Annotated in this window: 16 protein-coding genes; 10 read left to right on the top strand and 6 right to left on the bottom strand. The window is 67.8% G+C overall.

Features of this window, described 5'->3' with window-relative positions:
• Positions 1-26 precede the first annotated feature (26 nt).
• Complete coding sequence (locus AC1REM_RS04130; protein ID WP_492513457.1) at positions 27-638, top strand: TetR/AcrR family transcriptional regulator; 612 nt, start codon at positions 27-29, stop codon at positions 636-638.
• Positions 639-734: 96 nt separating this feature from the next.
• On the top strand, positions 735-1400 hold the full coding sequence (locus AC1REM_RS04125; protein WP_492513456.1) for a Pr6Pr family membrane protein: 666 nt from the start codon (positions 735-737) through the stop codon (positions 1398-1400).
• On the opposite strand, the gene AC1REM_RS04120 is transcribed toward AC1REM_RS04125, so the two are convergent.
• From AC1REM_RS04120 to dnaK, 5 genes are all read right to left on the bottom strand, one after another.
• On the bottom strand, positions 1375-2742 hold the full coding sequence (locus AC1REM_RS04120; RefSeq protein WP_492513455.1) for a flavin monoamine oxidase family protein: 1368 nt from the start codon (positions 2740-2742) through the stop codon (positions 1375-1377). The two genes, AC1REM_RS04125 and AC1REM_RS04120, sit on opposite strands and share 26 nt — an antisense overlap.
• Before the next feature lie 43 nt (positions 2743-2785).
• Entirely contained in the window at positions 2786-3217 is a 432-nt protein-coding gene (locus tag AC1REM_RS04115; RefSeq protein ID WP_492513454.1) for a heat shock protein transcriptional repressor HspR, read from the bottom strand.
• Positions 3218-3288: 71 nt separating this feature from the next.
• Positions 3289-4275 (bottom strand): DnaJ C-terminal domain-containing protein, encoded by a 987-nt coding sequence (locus AC1REM_RS04110; RefSeq protein ID WP_492513453.1) that lies wholly within the window; start codon positions 4273-4275, stop codon positions 3289-3291.
• 13 nt (positions 4276-4288) lie between these two features.
• Positions 4289-4912, bottom strand: a complete 624-nt coding sequence (locus AC1REM_RS04105; RefSeq protein WP_492513452.1) for a nucleotide exchange factor GrpE — start codon at positions 4910-4912, stop codon at positions 4289-4291.
• 2 nt (positions 4913-4914) lie between these two features.
• Positions 4915-6777, bottom strand: a complete 1863-nt coding sequence (gene dnaK / locus AC1REM_RS04100; RefSeq protein WP_492513451.1) for a molecular chaperone DnaK — start codon at positions 6775-6777, stop codon at positions 4915-4917.
• Between the two features lie 262 nt (positions 6778-7039).
• Here dnaK and AC1REM_RS04095 point away from each other — a divergent pair, with 262 nt between their 5' ends.
• Both AC1REM_RS04095 and AC1REM_RS04090 read left to right on the top strand, forming a co-directional pair.
• Positions 7040-7645 (top strand): hypothetical protein, encoded by a 606-nt coding sequence (locus AC1REM_RS04095; RefSeq protein WP_492513450.1) that lies wholly within the window; start codon positions 7040-7042, stop codon positions 7643-7645.
• Between the two features lie 118 nt (positions 7646-7763).
• On the top strand, positions 7764-9728 hold the full coding sequence (locus AC1REM_RS04090; RefSeq protein WP_492513449.1) for a vWA domain-containing protein: 1965 nt from the start codon (positions 7764-7766) through the stop codon (positions 9726-9728).
• A gap of 59 nt (positions 9729-9787) precedes the next feature.
• On the opposite strand, the gene AC1REM_RS04085 is transcribed toward AC1REM_RS04090, so the two are convergent.
• Positions 9788-10249, bottom strand: a complete 462-nt coding sequence (locus AC1REM_RS04085) for a DUF3817 domain-containing protein (RefSeq protein WP_492513448.1) — start codon at positions 10247-10249, stop codon at positions 9788-9790.
• Between the two features lie 118 nt (positions 10250-10367).
• Here AC1REM_RS04085 and AC1REM_RS04080 point away from each other — a divergent pair, with 118 nt between their 5' ends.
• The 6 genes from AC1REM_RS04080 (at position 10368) to AC1REM_RS04055 (ending at position 16642) form a co-directional block, all read left to right on the top strand.
• Positions 10368-10943 carry a DUF2165 domain-containing protein gene (locus AC1REM_RS04080; RefSeq protein WP_489968362.1) on the top strand — a complete coding sequence of 192 codons (576 nt, stop codon included), beginning with the start codon at positions 10368-10370 and terminating at the stop codon, positions 10941-10943.
• A gap of 204 nt (positions 10944-11147) precedes the next feature.
• Positions 11148-11864 carry a sirohydrochlorin chelatase gene (locus AC1REM_RS04075; protein ID WP_492513447.1) on the top strand — a complete coding sequence of 239 codons (717 nt, stop codon included), beginning with the start codon at positions 11148-11150 and terminating at the stop codon, positions 11862-11864.
• Positions 11865-11938: 74 nt separating this feature from the next.
• Complete coding sequence (locus AC1REM_RS04070) at positions 11939-13660, top strand: nitrite/sulfite reductase (RefSeq protein ID WP_492513446.1); 1722 nt, start codon at positions 11939-11941, stop codon at positions 13658-13660.
• A complete protein-coding gene (locus AC1REM_RS04065) occupies positions 13657-14394 on the top strand; it encodes a phosphoadenylyl-sulfate reductase (protein ID WP_492513445.1) in 738 nt (245 codons plus the stop codon). The genes AC1REM_RS04070 and AC1REM_RS04065 overlap by 4 nt, the downstream gene beginning before the upstream one ends.
• Positions 14391-15332, top strand: coding sequence for a sulfate adenylyltransferase subunit CysD (gene cysD / locus AC1REM_RS04060; protein ID WP_492513444.1), 942 nt, complete (start codon positions 14391-14393; stop codon positions 15330-15332). Before AC1REM_RS04065 ends, cysD begins: the two co-directional genes overlap by 4 nt.
• A complete protein-coding gene (locus tag AC1REM_RS04055) occupies positions 15332-16642 on the top strand; it encodes a sulfate adenylyltransferase subunit 1 (protein ID WP_492513443.1) in 1311 nt (436 codons plus the stop codon). The genes cysD and AC1REM_RS04055 overlap by 1 nt, the downstream gene beginning before the upstream one ends.
• Positions 16643-16665 lie beyond the last annotated feature (23 nt).

Genomic DNA, 16665 nt, shown 5'->3' with positions numbered 1-16665 from the left:
TGGTTTGTCCGCGCCGAAGGAGGATCATGACCGAACTGCCCGCGTCGTGGCGCACCCAGGGATACGCAACAGGACACGCCACGAAGCAGCTAATCGTCTCGCGCTCTTCAGAGGCCTTCGCAAAGAAGGGCTTCTACGGCGCATCCATGCGGGCGATCGCCCGCGAAGCGGGCGTCGATCATTCGACGCTGCTGCACCACTTCGGCAACAAGGTCGCCCTGCTGCTCGCCGTGCTCGAATGGCATGATCTCCAGAGCATGCCGGACGAGTTGCCCACCGAGATCACTCCTGAACTCCTGGTCGCCGGATTCACGGAAGTCGCCAGGCAGAACGAGGAATCCCCCGGGCTCGTGGCTCTGCTGTCCACGCTCTCCGCCGAGGCGGGAACACCGGGTCATCCCGCTCGCGACGCGCTTCGAACCCGGCATGAGGCGCTCATCGAGATCATCGGCTCGATGATCCGCACGCAGCGCGAGAAGGGCGCGGTGCTCGATGACGGACTCACCCCGGAACAGGGTGCCGGTCTGATCATCGCCACCTGGGAGGGGCTGCAGGTCTACAGCGCACTGCATCCTGGTGCGATCGATGTGCCCGCCCAGGTCGAGCAGTCACTGCGCCGCGCTTTCGGGATTACCTGACCGCTGCCGCGGTCGGGGATCCGGGAGCGAGCGATGATGTCGGCACGCCCTCCGACCGCGCGCCCTTCTCCTCACGCGACTCCGTAGACTCACCGGATGGCGCGGGCTCCGCGCAGAGAGGAGAGCAGACGGCTTGTGAAGGCTCGGACGATCTTCGGTGTGCTGCGTCTGGCCGCCGCGGTCGTCTGCGTGATCGCTCTCGTGCACCGGCTGTTATGGGGATTGAGCTCACGCAGCATCGCGGGAGACAACTTCTTCGCCTACCTGACAGTGCAGTCGAACCTCGCACTGGTCGCGGTGCTCACCCTGGGGGCGCTTCTCGCCTTCCTCCGCCCGGTCGACCCGCGGTGGTTCAGCGTCGCGCTCGCACTCGTGCTCACGTGGACGGTCACGGCAGGGCTCGCCTTCGCGCTGATCGTCTGGCAGGCAGGACTTCGCGGCATCCGCGTCGACGTCCCCTGGTCCGATCATCTGCTCCACTTCTGGCTGCCGACGTGCACAGCCATCGCCTGGGTCCTCACACCCGGACACCGCGGAGTCCCGTGGTGGGTGGTCCCCTCATCCCTGGCCTTCCCTATCGTTTGGGGCGTCGTCACCCTGTGGCGAGGGCCTCGCGTCGGCTGGTACCCGTACTATTTCCTCGACCCGCGGCAGGTCTCCGGTCCTGCAGAGTTCGCGTTGACGAGCGCCCTCGCGCTTCTGATCTTCGCCGTCGTCGCCGCAGTTCTCGTCGTGATCAGCCGGGTGCGTCGGCCTGCATGAACGGGGCGAGCGAGGCGATCGCCGCCTCGAGGACGCCGTCATCATCGAGAGCAGCGAACTCTTCTGCAGCGGTGCCGCCGACCACGCCGACCAGCACAGTCTCCCCGGTGGCCGGGGCCAGATTCATCCACGTGCGGATCAGAGCATCTCCGCCGACGACATGCCAGATCTCCGCCTCGCTCTCGACAAGCGGCTCTTCGAAACGCAGCCACACCGTCTCGATGCGTCCCATACCCAGCGTCGCGATCGCGCCGCGGTGACCGAATGGCAGGGCGGGCGAGAACTCGATGCCCTCGCTCTGCAGTACGCCAAGGGGAGCCGTGACGATCACGCGGTCGAAGGACAGGGACTCCCCCGTCGCCATCGCCAGGCTCACACCTGCGTCGTCGTAGACGATGCGGGCGACCGGTGATGACAGACTGACCCGCACGTCGCCGAGCAGGTCGCGCACGACGGCGTCGAGATCAGCGAGGGGCGCGATCGGCTCCGCTGCCGGAAGAGATGGCGGGAACCACGAAGACAGCTCGTCGGCATCCGCTCCCGCTGCCGCTGCGACCGCTGCGAGGAGCGTCGCGAGTGCCGGATCTTCAAGGTCGGATCCGGCGTCGGACAGCGCCTGAGCCAGCGAGACGTCGCCCGGCAGCTCCTGGGCCGTGACCACCGCCGATGCGACCGCCTCCGTGGATGCGGGCTCGACGGCGCCTTGTCTCGAACGCCAGGCCGACGACGCGAGGACCGCACTGCGGATGTCGAGGGAGTTCAACTGCTCGATCCACTCGGCGTCCTGCGCGCTGTGCAGCCATCCGCCGAGCTGAGCCGGGAACGGCCACTTCTTCTCGTCGACGTGAGACAGGATGCGCCCTCCGACGCGCTCGCGCGCCTCGAAGACGGTCACCTCAAGATCAGTGCCGCCCAGGACTGACGCCGCGGCCGCACCGGCCAACCCGGCGCCGATGACCGCGATGCGCTCACCCGGCCCCGACGCGTCCCGCACCTCCGCGGCGGCGCGTCGCCCGGAGCGGAGGGCAGCCTCCAGAGTTCCCGGCAGCTCGTCATCCGTCGCCTCGCCGGCGAAGAAGACCCGGTCGACGACGGGTTGCGCCAGTGCCCCCCGAACGCTCTTCTGCACGCCGACCGGAGTGAAGCTGGCGGCTCCGAGCGAGAAGGGATCGGTCGTCCAGGCGCTGCGCGCGAAGGCGAGGGGCGTGATCGTGTCGCCCGTCGGCTGCGGCGACGGCGAGGGGGTACGCGTGGGCGTCGGCACCGGCTCGGGTGTGCAGGAGGCGAGAAGAACCCCCACGAACCCGGCTCCGGCACCGATCAGCAGAGTGCGCCGCGTCATCCTCATGGTGTCGCCACGATACCGTGCTGGGCCCGGAAACGAGCTAGCCGCCCGCGCGGGGGCTCCAGAGCACCACCTCGGTCGAACGGCGGATGCGGCGCCCCGAGGGGACCGGAGTCACCTGGCCACTCGAGCCGGCGGCGAACACACGAACGCCCGGGCGGCTCTCGCGCTCCACACGAAGGGCGCCCTCGAGCTCGGCGACGCGCTGCCGGAGCATCCGCACCTCGTCCTCGAGGTCGAGAAGCCGCGCGATCGCCGGCAGACTCATGCCCTCTGCGGAGAGCTGCGCGACCTCGCGCAGCTGCTCGATATTGCGCGTGGAGTAGCGGCGAGAACCGCCGCGAGTGCGCCCCGGCACCACGAGACCGATGCGGTCGTACTGGCGCAGCGTCTGCGGGTGCATGCCGGCAAGCTCCGCGGCGACGGCGATCGCGAAGACCGGAGTGTCCGCGTTCATGCGCGCATCAGCCATTCAGATCACCTCCTGGGTGCGGTCGTTGAGCGAGACGCCTCGCGCCCCGCTCAACGGCCGGAAACGGGTGTTCATGCCCGTGCTTTCGCCATCAGGTCGGCGCGAGGGTTCTCCTTCGGCTCCAGTTCCTGGAACTTCGCGAGCGCCTCACGCGCTGCCTCGTCGAGATGACTGGGCACAGCCACCTCCAACTGGGCGAGCAGGTCGCCCGTACCCTTGCTCGTCTCGACGCCACGCCCCTTGACGCGCAGAACGCGCCCCGAGGGAGTGCCCGCCGCCACGCGCAGCTTCACCGGGTCGCCGCCGAGAGTCGGCACTTCGATCGTCGCGCCGAGCACTGCCTCCGTGAAAGTCACGGGGACGGTGACGCGAAGGTTGAGCCCATCGCGGGTGAACACAGGATGCGGACGCACGGTCACCTGAACGACGATGTCGCCGCTCTCCCCGCCGTCCGGCGAGGGACGACCACGACCACGCAGGCGGATCTTCTGCCCGTCGGCGACACCGGCGGGAATCTTGATCTTGAACGGCTTGCCGTCTTCGCCCTGCAGCGAGATCGTCTCGCCCTTCACCGCGGTGATGAAGTCGATCGTCGTGCGCGCTGTGACATCCGCGCCGCGACGGGGACCTCCGCGTCCACGGTAGCCGCCCGTCGGCTGGCCGAAACGACCCGAGCCGAACGAGCTGCCACCCTGGTTGAACATCGAGAAGATGTCCTCGAAGTCTGCGGACTGCTGCCCACCCCGACTCTGATTGAACATCGAGAAGACGTCTTCGAAGCCACCGTTGGCACCGGAAGCGCCCGAAGTGAAGCGGGCACCCGATCCCATCGCACGGATCTGGTCGTACTCCGCGCGCTGCTCCTTGTCGGAGAGCACGGCGTACGCCTCGCTGATCTCCTTGAACGTCGCCTCGGCTTTCGCGTCACCCGGGTTGGAGTCCGGGTGGTACTTGCGCGCGAGTTTGCGGTAGGTCTTCTTCAGGTCGGCGTCGGTGACGTTCTTGTCGACACCGAGCGTCTTGTAGAAGTCTTTGTCGAACCAGTCCTGGCTTGCCATAGGCCTCCTCCGATTACTCTGCGGGAACGGCGACGACGACCTTCGCAGGGCGCAGTTCGACCGTTCCGAGTCGGTAGCCGACCTCGACGACCTCGAGGATCGTCGCCTTCTCGGCGCCCGGCGTGGGCTGCTGGAAGATCGCCTCGTGCTGCTGCGGGTCGAAGTCATCGCCCGCCGTGCCGTACGCGACGACGCCGAGCCGCTCGACCACAGCGCGCACCTTCTCGCCGATCACGAAGAAGGGCGTACCCTCCTGCAGATCGCCGTGCTGGGCGGCGCGGTCAAGGTCGTCGAGCACGGGGATCAGACCCTTGACGGCCTCGCCCTTCGCGCGCTCGATCTCGACGCCACGCTGCTCTTCGGTGCGCCGACGGTAGTTGGCGTACTCGGCCTGCAGCCGCTTGAGGTCGTTGAGCAGAGCGCTCTCGGCGGCGAGGATCGGGTCGGTCTCCTCCGCGCCGGCCGCTTCTGCGGTCTGTGCAGCGCCGAGGATGTCGTCGATCGTGAGCTCGTCGTCCGAGCCCTCCGCGGCCTGCGCGTCTGCGGCAGCCGGGTTCTGCGGCTGGGGGCCGGGTGCATGCGCACCCGACCCCTCGCCCGGAACCTCGGCGTTCTCGTCGAAGTTCTTGTCTGTCATGGTTACTTCTTCTCGTCTTCGTCCTCGACGACCTCTGCGTCGATGACGTCCTCATCCGAGGCGCTGTCACCGGCAGGGGCGTCGCCCTCTGCGGAGGCGCCAGCGGCAGCATCCGCCTGCGACTTGGCGTAGAGCGCCTCGCCGATCTTCGACTGGCTCTCGTTGAGCTTGTCGAAGGCCGTCTTCACGGCGTCGTCGTCCTCGCCGGCCAGGGCCGTCTTGAGGGCGTCGACATCCGCCTGCACGCTCTGCTTGACGTCTGCGGCGAGCGCCTCGTCGTTCTCCTTGAGAAGCTTCTCGATCGAGTACGCGAGCGACTCGGCCTGGTTGCGGACCTCAGCCGCCTCGCGGCGCTTCTTGTCCTCAGCGGCGTTCTCCTCCGCCTCGCGCACCATGCGCTCGATGTCGTCCTTCGACAGCGACGAGCCACCGGTGATCGTCATCGACTGCTCCTTGCCCGTGCCCTTGTCCTTGGCGGACACGTGCACGATGCCGTTCGCGTCGATGTCGAACGTGACCTCGATCTGCGGCATTCCACGGGGAGCCGGGGCGATGCCGGTGAGCTCGAAGGTGCCGAGCGGCTTGTTGTCGCGGGTGAACTCGCGCTCACCCTGGAAGACCTGGATCGCGACGGACGGCTGGTTGTCGTCGGCCGTGGTGAAGGTCTCGCTGCGCTTGGTCGGGATGGCCGTGTTGCGCTCGATGAGCTTGGTCATCATGCCGCCCTTGGTCTCGATGCCGAGGCTCAGGGGGGTGACGTCGATCAGCAGCACGTCCTTGCGCTCTCCGCGCAGAACGCCGGCCTGGAGGGCAGCGCCGACCGCGACGACCTCATCCGGGTTGACACCCTTGTTGGGCTCGTTGCCGGTCTCGCGCTTGACGAGCTCTGCCACGGCGGGCATACGGGTCGAGCCACCGACGAGGACGATGTGGGCGATGTCGCTGACCTTGACGCCGGCCTCGCGGATGACATCCTCGAAGGGCTTCTTGGTGCGGTCGAGGAGATCCTTGGTGAGGTCCTCGAACTTCGCGCGGGTCAGCGTCTCCGACAGAGAGACCGGGCCGCTCTCGGTGAGCGAGAGGTAGGGCAGGTTGATCGAGGTGCTGGTCGAGCTCGACAGCTCCTTCTTCGCCTGCTCTGCGGCTTCCTTCAGGCGCTGCAGCGCGATCTTGTCGCCCGAGACGTCAACACCCGTCGTCTCCTTGAACTGCTTGATCAGGTAGTCGACGACGCGCTGGTCCCAGTCGTCACCGCCGAGGCGGTTGTCACCGGCGGTGGCGCGCACCTGGATGGTGGAGAAGTCGTCGTCCTTGCCCACTTCGAGCAGCGAGACGTCGAAGGTACCGCCACCGAGGTCGAAGACCAGGATGAGCTCGTCTTCCTTGCCCTTGTCGAGGCCGTAGGCGAGAGCCGCAGCGGTGGGCTCGTTGATGATGCGCAGGACGTTGAGGCCTGCGATCTCGCCGGCTTCCTTCGTGGCCTGACGCTCAGCGTCGTTGAAGTACGCGGGCACCGTGATGACGGCGTCAGTCACGGTGTCGCCGAGGTAGGCCTCGGCGTCGCGCTTCAGCTTCTGGAGGATGCGCGCAGAGATCTCCTGCGGCGTCCACTTCTTGCCGTCGACGTCGAACGACCAGTCGGTGCCCATGTGGCGCTTGACCGATGCGATCGTGCGGTCGACGTTGGTGACGGCCTGGCGCTTGGCGGTCTCACCGACGAGCACCTCGCCGTCCTTGGTGAATGCGACCACCGAGGGGGTGGTGCGGAAGCCCTCGGCGTTGGCGATGACCTTGGGCTCGCCACCTTCGAGGACGCTGACGACAGAGTTCGTCGTACCGAGGTCGATACCGACAGCACGTGACATATGTTTTCTCCTTTTGCCGAGGCGGATTCTTTGAGTTCGGGGGCGACTCCACAGAACCTGAGTCGCGATGACTCAACTGTACCTCGCTTCGTCAAGTCTGTCAAAAACTTGATATCACTTGACTCAACTTCAAAGGTTTTCCACATGTGACGGATGCTCCCCGCGCAGCGCCCGAGCGAACCGCTACTGTTCCAGCGCGGATCACCCGCAGTGCCGGGGGACCGACAGCATGTCGCGGCATTCGACGAACACCGGAGAAACCGTGGAAGAGACTTCGACACGGGCGCCTGTCGCGCCTGACCTGCGCTCCCCCAGCCCTGCCTCTCACCGTCGCGCTGTCGGGCGCGGCACGTTCGCGCTTCGCGGCATCACCGTCACCATCCTCTGGGCGGCCTCGGTCATCATCGGCGGAATCCTCCCAGCCGGAGAGTTGCGCTGGATCTGGCTCGTCGGCCACCTTGCCGCGCTCGTCGTCGGGCTGGGCGCCGCCGTCATGATCGAGTACGCCGGGTTCCTGTGGACCATCGGCCGTGGCACCCTGCACGAGGTCCGCGCGACCGAGGAGCGCCTGGCGCCCCTCGCCTGGCTCGGATTCGGCGGGATGCTCCTGACGGGCACGTTCCTCTCCCCCGACGTCTCCAATCCGCTGACCGCTCTCAAGATGATCGCCGTCCTCGCGATCGGCCTCAACGCCGTGGCGACGGCGCGGCTCACGGTCGTCCTGCACGGCCTGCCCGATGACCTTCCCTTCCGACGCGCGCCGTGGCGGCTGCGCAGCTGGTCGCTCGCGACGGGCCTTGTCTCGCAGCTGGCCTGGTGGTCGGCCGTTCTCCTCGGCACTCTCAACACGGCGAGCCGCGGCGCGTAGTCGACGGGTTATCCACAGTTGCGATGCGGACCTGCCACACGGGGCTCGCCAGGCAGTACCGTGTGGGCTGCTCAGTGACAGGAGCCTATGAGGGGGCACACCGACAAAGAGGAGACCCATGTCCGACGACCCCCCGATCAGGTTTCGAGGGAGCATCGCCCCTCGTCCGCCCGAGGAGAACCCGAACCTTCCGATTGCCGGCGGCCTCATCCAACCCGACGCCGCCCCGCCGAGAACCCCACGGCGGGCGCTGCTGTGGACGCTGCTGTCGATCATCACCGTCTTCACCGTGTCGCTGGGCACCCTCGGCTTCGCGATCGTGACGAACAAGCCTGATGCTTCGCACGCCGAGGAAGAACTCGACCCTTCGACGCCGCCCCCACCACCTTTCCCCGCTGACACTACCGCCGCGGCAGCGGGCGCAGGCCCCTGCACGGTCGTGACCGTGGTGTCGTCGTTCGAGAACGCCGAGATGGTCGAACGTCTCGCGAAGGGCTACAACGACATGCCGCGCGATATCAACGGGCAGTGCGTGACGGTGGTCGCGAGCAAGGACAAGTCCGGCAACGCAGCGCTGCGTGCCGCAAACGGCTTCACCGAGAGCGCGCCCGAACTGCGCCCGACAGTGTGGATTCCCGACTCGACGTCATGGCTTTCGATGGCCAATGCGAGCGGGGCTACGGCCGTTCCTGCCAAGGGCATCGGCATCGCCGAATCCGCGATCGTCCTCGCGATGCCCGCGCCGCTGGCGTTCGCAATCGGGTGGTACACCGATCCTCCGACCTGGGAGAAGGTCTTCGAAGCCGCAGATCATCCTGATATCTGGAGCGCCCTCGGTCACCCCGAATGGGGTGAGTTCAAGCTCGGCAAGACCAGCCCTCTGGTGGCGACATCCGGAGAGGCAGCGCTGCTCGCCTCCTTCGGAGCATCCGGATCGGGTTTCGGCACCACGACCGTCAGCGACCTCGCCGACCCCGAGATCATCGAGCGAGTGACAAAGAACGAGCTCGCCACGAGTCACTACATGGCCACTCCGGAGCACTTCCTCTGGCACGCCCGGCAGGCCGAGGACGCCGGCGGCTCGTCGGCCGACTTCCTGTCCGCCGTCATCGTCGACGAGAAATCCGTGTGGGACTACAACCGCGGAATGACCAGCAATGACGGCATCACTCGCACGAAGGGCCACGCCCCGCGCGATGAGCTCGTCGCGATCTACCCGGAGGAGGGGGTGTACGTCGCCGACAACCCTGCCGTCGTCTTGAGTGGCGACTGGGTCGACCCGCAGGAGGCTGCGGCGGCGGAAGACTTCATCCGCTTCGCGGGCACCGCCGAGGGGCAGAAGATCGTGACGGACTCGGGGTATCGCGATCTGCACGGACGCCTCGCGCCCGCCGTGCAGGACATCGGGATCCTGCCGCGGCGCATCCCGCAGCCCCTCAACCTGCCCGCGCAGGAGATCATCGCGGGATTGCACTACGCCTTCCCCGAAGTGCGCAAGCGCGCGTCGGTGCTGTTCCTGATCGATGTGTCGGGCTCGATGGCCGAGACCATCCCCAGCGGGCAGTCGAAGCTGGATGCGGCGAAGTCGGCGATCATCGCGGCGCTCGATCACTTCACGCCGGGCGACTCCGTCGGGCTCGCGGCGTTCTCCTCCGCCGGCGGCGCAGAGATCGCGCCGGGCCTCGTGGCCCCCGTCGCCGATATCGGCACGAACCGTGATGCCCTGCTCTCGGGAGTGCAGGGGCTGACGCCGCTGACCTTCACACCGCTGTACGCGGCGGTCGATCAGTTCACGGCGCAGCATGCCAGCCAGCACGATCCGAACCGCATCAACGCGGTCGTCCTGCTGAGCGACGGAGCGAACGAGACAGCCGAGCCGACGATCGACCAGGCAGGGCTGCTCGCGAAGCTCAGCGAGCTGCACCACTCCTCGCCGGTGCTCGTATTCACGCTCGCGTACGGCGCGAACGCCGATGTCAACACGCTGCGGGCGATCTCGTCGACGACGGGGGCGCATTTCTACGACGCCACGGACCCGACGAAGGTGACCGCGATTCTGGGCGACTTGGTGACGAGCTTCTGAGGCGGGAAGCAAGGAGGGCCGGATGCTGCGCAGCATCCGGCCCTCCTCTCTGTCGCTCCCTACTTGCCCCCGGGAGGACCCAGGATCAGCAGGATCGTGTAGAGCGCGATGATCGCCGCGGCGATGAGAGCGCCGAGCACCCACGGGCGGCGCAGGAACCAGCGCATGAGCCGGTCGAACCACGTGCGGTCGCGGGGGTCATCGGTCTCGGTCAGTCGCCACTCGCCCGCGAGACGGCCGGTACGGTGCAACCAGATCTCCATGGGGATCGTCGCATAGGGGACGATCGCGCTGGCGACCGCGGCGATCGCAACCCCCGGCTTCCAGCGGTTGTTGAGCGCGACGAGGATCGCCGTCGCCCCGTACGAGAGGAAGACGAATCCGTGGATGCCTCCGCCGATCGTCACAACGAGCGGGTTCGCCCCCAGCGCACGAGCGATGAGCGCGCCGATCAGGATCGTCCAGGTGATCGCCTCGGCGATCGCGAGCACTCGGTACAGACGGGCAGGTTGGGTGAACACGGGTCTCCTCGGGTTGTCTGCCTCCACGCTAGGACAGCGCGCCTATGGTTCTGCGCCATCTCGCGCGTCTGGGCGCGAAGATCCATCGAAAGGTGGAGAAGGCCGCTACGGTGTGGCCATGACAGCTTCGGATGCAAAGACGCCCCGCTGGCACCTGCTCGGATCTCTCCCGTTCGCAGCAGCGGCACTCGTTCTCGTGAACGGGCTCTACATTTTCCTCGTCGCGCTCGGGAACATCACCGACTACGACACCAACTTCGCGTTCGTGCAGCATGTGCTGTCGATGGACACGACCAACTTCGGTCAGGCCGCAGGCGAAGGCCTCGACCCCGACGTCATGTGGCGGGCGATCACGAACCCTGTGATCTGGAACCTCGGCTACATCGGCATCATCATCTGGGAATCGGCAGCGGCGCTCGTCCTCATCACCGCGGTGGTCTTCTTCGTGCGCGGATTCCTCGGCCATGGCTTCGCCGCCGCCCGCGTGTGGTCGTCGATCGGTCTCGTGATGATCATCCTGCTGTTCGTGGGCGGGTTCATCACGATGGGCGGCGAATGGTTCCAGATGTGGCGCTCACAGGCGTGGAACGGGCTCGACCCCGCATTCCGCAACTCGGTGCTCGCCGGCATCGGGCTCGTCCTGCTGCACCTTCCGTCGCAGCGCTGGGAGGATGCGGTCGCCCGGAAGGCGTAACCGTCCGCGCGGCGGCCATCCCACGAGGGACGGATGGCGGGAGCCTTGCCGGATGTCGGGCGCGAAACGCTGTTTCGCCCCGCCATCCGTGCTTTCTCCCGCCATCCGTCCCGCTGCCCCACGACGTCGGGCGAACTGCGGGTCGTTTCGCCGGATGACGCCGATGATGGTGGCTCAGGATGCTGCGCCATAGACTCCGTGGCCATGTCCCCGTCGCTTCTCGCCGTCTCGCATGGCACGTCCGATCCGGACGGCGCCGCCGCGATCGATCTGCTCGTGCGCCGCGTCGCCGAGCGGCTGCCCGACGTCGATGTGCGGGCGGCATTCGTCGACGTGCAGCAGCCCGATCCCGAGGCGGCTCTCGCGGAGATGGACGGCCCCACGGTCGTCATCCCGCTGCTGCTGTCGCGCGGCTTCCACGTGCGCGTCGACCTCGGGCGCGCGGTGCGCGACCGCCGCGGGGTCGTCGCGACCACACCGCTGGGCCCGGATCCGAGGCTCGCCGAAGTGCTCGCAGCACGCATCGCGGATATCCCCCACGACATGGCTGCTCCCGTGATCCTCGCGATCGCGGGCTCCCGTGACCCCGCGTCCCTCGACGATGCCGAGCAGATGACCGCGCTGCTCGGCGCACAGCTCGGACGCACCGTGATACCGGCATTCCTCGCAGCACGCGCACCGCGACTGGATGCCGTGCGGGCGCAGCATCCGGATGCTGTCGTGGCGACGTATCTGCTCGGCCGCGGCTTCTTCTTCGACGTCGCCCGCCGCCTCGCCGGTCCTGCACTCCTCAGCGACCCGCTTCTCGACGGCACGGTCGCGAATCCCACCGAACCTCCGACGGCGCTTGTCGACCTCATCGTTGCGCGCTACCTCGAGGGCGTCGCACTGCTCGAATCGGAGCTCGTCCACGCTGTGTGACGCCGTATGACGGTGCGTGACTTCCGACGTCACCCCCGAATGCACACGCTCGTCACGTTTTTTAGCGTGGCGACATGACGCTCGAACCCACCATCGCCGTGCGGGGTGCCCGCACCCGCACCGCCCGCGTACCCACGAAGCCGCACGGCCAGTGGGCCGTCGACGGCACCGAGCCGCTCAATGGCAACGAGGAGTTCAAGCTCGCCGACAACGGTCTCAACGTGCGTGAGCGCATCGAGAACGAGTATGCGAAGGGTGGCTTCGCATCCATCGATCCGACCGACCTGCACGGCCGCTTCCGCTGGTGGGGTCTGTACACGCAGCGCAAGCCCGGGATCGACGGCGGACGCACAGCGCAGCTCGAACCGCACGAGCTCGAAGATGAGTACTTCATGCTGCGGGTGCGCATCGACGGTGGCCAGCTGACGACACAGCAGCTGCGCGTGATCGGTGAGATCTCGACCGAGTTCGCCCGCGACTCCGCGGACGTGACCGATCGCCAGAACGTGCAGCTGCACTGGATCGCGATCGAGGACGTGCCCGAGGTCTGGCGTCGCCTCGAAGAGGTCGGACTCAGCACGACCGAGGCCTGCGGCGATGTGCCCCGCGTCATCCTGGGCTCCCCCGTCGCCGGCATCGCGGCCGACGAGATCATCGATCCGACGCCGCAGATCCACGAGATCGCCGAGCGCTTCATCGGCGACGAGTCGCTGTCGAACCTGCCCCGAAAGTACAAGACCGCCATCACCGGGCACCCCAGCCAGGATGTCGTGCACGAGATCAACGACTGCGCGTTCGTCGCCGTCGAGCACCCCGAACTCGGCATCGGATACGACCTGTGGGTCGGCGGTGCGCTCTCCACCGTGCCCCGTCTGGCTGAGCGTCTGGGCACGTTCGTGCCGCCGGAGCGCGTCGCCGAAGTGTGGCACGGCATCACACAGATCTTCCGCGACTACGGATACCGGCGCCTGCGCAACAAGGCGCGGCTGAAGTTCCTCCTCGCGGACTGGGGCGTCGAGCGGTTCCGTGAGGTGCTCGAGACCGAGTACCTCGACTCCCCGCTTCCCGACGGTCCTGCCGCCCCCAAGCCGATCGGTCAGGGCGACCACGTGGGTGTGCACCGCCAGAAGGACGGGCTCTTCTACGTCGGCGCCGCACCGGCCGTCGGACGCGTTTCGGGCTCGATCCTCACCGCCCTCGCCAACCTGGCCGAGGCGCACGGGTCGCAGCGCATCCGCACCACGCCGCACCAGAAGCTGCTCGTGCTCGACATCGCAGAAGATCGGGTCGAATCACTCATCGCAGGCCTCGATCGCCTGGGCCTCGCCGCCCGTCCGAGCCTGTTCCGCCGCGGCACGATCGCGTGCACGGGCATCGAATACTGCAAGCTCGCGATCGTCGAGACCAAGGCGAACGCGGCGGACGCGATCACCCAGCTCGAAGAGCGACTCGGTCACCTGGAGCCCGAGATCGGCCGCCCCATCACGCTGCACGTGAACGGATGCCCCAACTCCTGCGCCCGCATCCAGGTCGCCGACATCGGCCTCAAGGGTCAGCTCATCACGAACGCCGCCGGCGAGCAGGTGCCGGGCTACCAGGTGCACCTCGGCGGCGGTCTCGCCAGCGAGGGGCGCGCAGAGGCCGGCCTCGGCCGCACCGTCCGTGGCCTGAAGGTCGAGGCGACCGGCATCGCGGACTATGCCGAGCGCGTCATCCGCCGCTATCTCGCCGACCGTGCCGAGGGCGAATCATTCGCGGTCTGGGCGCACGGCGCAGACGAAGAGGCCCTGCAGTGAACGCCATCGCGATCACGCCCGCCCGCCGCAGCGCCGAAGAGCTGCGCGCGCTCGCTGCGCGCGGCAACGACGAGCTGCGCAGCGGCCAGCCTGATGAGGCGAGCCCCGCCGAGGTCGTGGCCTGGGTCGCTGCGAACTTCGACGTGCGGCAGGTGTCTGTGGCGTGCTCGATGGCAGATGCGGCGCTGCCGCATCTCGTCGCAGAGCATCTGCCCGGCGTCGACGTGCTGTTCCTCGACACCGGATACCACTTCCTCGAGACCAGCTTCACGCGCAGCGAGGTGGCACGAACGCTCGACGTGCGCATCGTCGACGTGCTCCCCGAGCAGAGCGTGCGCGAGCAGGACGCCGAGTTCGGCGCGAACCTGTTCGAGCGCGACCCTGCACTTTGCTGCGCCCGACGGAAGGTCGCGCCGCTGCAGCGTGCGCTCGGCGGCTACGAACTGTGGTTCACCGGCGTCCGTCGCGATGAGGCCCCTACGCGCGCCAACACACCCCTGGTCGTCTGGGACGAGCGCAACGGCCTGGTCAAGGTCAACCCGGTCGCCGCCTGGAGCTTCGATGACCTCACCGACTACTCGGCCGCTCACGACGTCATCATCAACCCGCTGATCGACCAGGGATATCCGTCCATCGGATGCGCGCCCTGCACCCGCCCCGTCGCGGCGGGCGAAGACCCTCGTTCCGGCCGCTGGGCAGGCCAGGCCAAGACAGAATGCGGACTCCACGTATGACCCTCATCGACATCGCCTCCCTCACCGACGAGCTCGACGCAGGCCCCGGCCTCAGCACGCTGGACGCTCTAGAGGCAGAAGCCATCCACATCATCCGTGAGGTCGTCGCCGAGTTCGAGCGCCCGGTGCTGCTGTTCTCGGGCGGCAAGGACTCGGTCGTCGTGCTGCATCTCGCCGCGCGGGCGTTCGCGCCCGGTCGCATACCGTTCCCGGTGCTGCACGTCGACACCGGCCACAACTTCCCGGAGGTCATCGCCTTCCGCGATGAGACGGTCGCCCGCCTCGGTCTGCGCCTCGAAGTCGCGAGCGTGCAGTCGTACATCGACGACGGCCGCCTCGCCGAGCGCCCGGACGGCACGCGCAACACCCTGCAGACCCAGCCGCTGCGCGATGCGATCGCGGCGGGCAAGCACGACGCCGTCTTCGGCGGTGCGCGGCGCGATGAAGACAAGGCCCGCGCGAAAGAGCGCATCATCTCGCTGCGCGATGAGTTCGGGCAGTGGGATCCGCGCAATCAGCGCCCCGAGCTGTGGAGCCTCTACAACGGTCGTCATCTGCCGGGCCAGCATGTGCGCGCCTTCCCCATCTCGAACTGGACCGAGCTCGACATCTGGCGCTACATCGAACGCGAGAACATCGCCCTTCCCCCGCTGTACTTCGCCGCAGACCGCGAGGTCTTCCGCTGCGACGGCATGTGGTGGGCGGTGACCGAGCACTCTCAGCCACGCGAGGGCGAAGAGATCGTCACACGCAGCGTCCGCTACCGCACGGTGGGCGACTCGAGCTGCACCGGGGCGGTGGAATCGGATGCTGCCGACATCGCCGCGATCGTCGCGGAAATCGCCCAGTCGACACTGACCGAACGCGGCGCCACGCGTGCAGATGACCGCATCAGCGAGGCCGCGATGGAAGACCGCAAGAAGGACGGGTACTTCTGATGAGCACCACCACCCAGAGCACGCTCTTCCGCTTCGCCACCGCCGGCTCGGTCGATGACGGCAAGTCAACGCTCGTCGGACGCCTGCTGCACGACACCAAGGGGATCCTCGCCGATCAGCTCGCGCAGATCGCGCGCACGTCCGCCGAGCGCGGCTTCGCGCACGGGGAGTTCGACTTCGCGCTGCTGACCGACGGCCTGCGGGCGGAGCGCGAGCAGGGCATCACGATCGATGTCGCCTACCGGTACCTGGCGACGGACACCCGCAGCTTCATCCTCGCCGACTGCCCCGGACACGTGCAGTACACGCGCAACATGGTGACCGGCGCCGCAACCGCCGATGCCGTGATCGTGCTCGTCGATTCCCGCCGCGGCGTCTCCGAGCAGACGCGCCGCCATCTCGCCGTCGTGTCGCTGCTGCGCGTTCCGCACGTGATCGTGGCCGTGAACAAGATCGACCTGATCGACTTCGACGAGACCACGTTCCGCGAGATCGAGGATGATGTCTACCGCGTGGCGACCTCGCTCGGCCTGGACGCTCCGCACGTCCTACCGGTGTCGGCGCTCGACGGCGACAACATCGTCGAGCTCTCGCCGCGCACGCCCTGGCATGACGGTCCCACGCTGCTCGACCTGCTCGAGACGCTGCCCACGATCGGTGCGCGCGATGATGAGCACTTCCGCCTGCCGGTGCAGTCGGTCATCCGCCCGCAGGGAGGGCTCTCGCCCGAGTACGCGGCAGACCCAGACGAGGCCGAGCGTCTGCGCGACTACCGCGGCTTCGCGGGGCGCATCGCCTCCGGCACGGTGACGGTGGGCGAGACGGTCACCGTGTTCCCGGGCGGGTGGCAGACGACCGTCACCGGCATCCGGGTCGCCGGTGCCGAAGCATCCGCTGCGCGCGCCGGGCAGTCTGTCGCGCTCACCCTCGCGGATGAGGTGGATGCGGCGCGCGGCGCTGTGATCGCCGCCGCCGGGACGCTGCCGGTCGGCCTGCGAGAGGCCGAGGTCGAGGTGTTCCAGCTCGATGCCCGTCCGCTGCGAAGCGGCGATCGTGTGCTCGTCAAGCACGGCACCGCGACGGTCCAGGGGCTGGTCTCCGAGGTCCTGTCGCGCCGCGAGCTCGACACGCTGTCGCACGAGCGCGCCGACGCTCTCGCCGTCAACGAGATCGGTCGGGTCCGCCTGCGGTTCGCGGCCGAACTGCCGCTGGAGCCGTACGCGCGTAACCGCGAGTCCGGAGCCCTTCTGATCATCCACCCTGTCGACGGCGCCACACTCGCCGCCGCCACTGTCGTCGATCTCGACTGACATCCCCACAACCGCCTAAGGAG

The sequence above is a fragment of the Microbacterium sp. GW823-FHT02G05 genome (assembly GCF_058797175.1).
The sequence above is the reverse complement of the archived record's forward strand: the minus strand, read 5'-3'. Positions and strand labels throughout refer to the sequence as shown.

What these genes read in the sequence shown, in the direction of transcription:
- AC1REM_RS04110 (WP_492513453.1), bottom strand. Translation starts at nt 4,275, where the DNA reads ATGGCAAGCCAGGACTGGTTCGACAAAGACTTCTACAAGACGCTCGGT.
- AC1REM_RS04090 (WP_492513449.1), top strand. Translation starts at nt 7,764, where the DNA reads ATGTCCGACGACCCCCCGATCAGGTTTCGAGGGAGCATCGCCCCTCGT.
- AC1REM_RS04075 (WP_492513447.1), top strand. Translation starts at nt 11,148, where the DNA reads ATGTCCCCGTCGCTTCTCGCCGTCTCGCATGGCACGTCCGATCCGGAC.
- AC1REM_RS04070 (WP_492513446.1), top strand. Translation starts at nt 11,939, where the DNA reads ATGACGCTCGAACCCACCATCGCCGTGCGGGGTGCCCGCACCCGCACC.
- AC1REM_RS04120 (WP_492513455.1), bottom strand. Translation starts at nt 2,742, where the DNA reads ATGACGCGGCGCACTCTGCTGATCGGTGCCGGAGCCGGGTTCGTGGGG.
- AC1REM_RS04055 (WP_492513443.1), top strand. Translation starts at nt 15,332, where the DNA reads ATGAGCACCACCACCCAGAGCACGCTCTTCCGCTTCGCCACCGCCGGC.
- dnaK (WP_492513451.1), bottom strand. Translation starts at nt 6,777, where the DNA reads ATGTCACGTGCTGTCGGTATCGACCTCGGTACGACGAACTCTGTCGTC.
- AC1REM_RS04130 (WP_492513457.1), top strand. Translation starts at nt 27, where the DNA reads ATGACCGAACTGCCCGCGTCGTGGCGCACCCAGGGATACGCAACAGGA.
- AC1REM_RS04080 (WP_489968362.1), top strand. Translation starts at nt 10,368, where the DNA reads ATGACAGCTTCGGATGCAAAGACGCCCCGCTGGCACCTGCTCGGATCT.
- cysD (WP_492513444.1), top strand. Translation starts at nt 14,391, where the DNA reads ATGACCCTCATCGACATCGCCTCCCTCACCGACGAGCTCGACGCAGGC.
- AC1REM_RS04125 (WP_492513456.1), top strand. Translation starts at nt 735, where the DNA reads ATGGCGCGGGCTCCGCGCAGAGAGGAGAGCAGACGGCTTGTGAAGGCT.
- AC1REM_RS04115 (WP_492513454.1), bottom strand. Translation starts at nt 3,217, where the DNA reads ATGGCTGATGCGCGCATGAACGCGGACACTCCGGTCTTCGCGATCGCC.
- AC1REM_RS04105 (WP_492513452.1), bottom strand. Translation starts at nt 4,912, where the DNA reads ATGACAGACAAGAACTTCGACGAGAACGCCGAGGTTCCGGGCGAGGGG.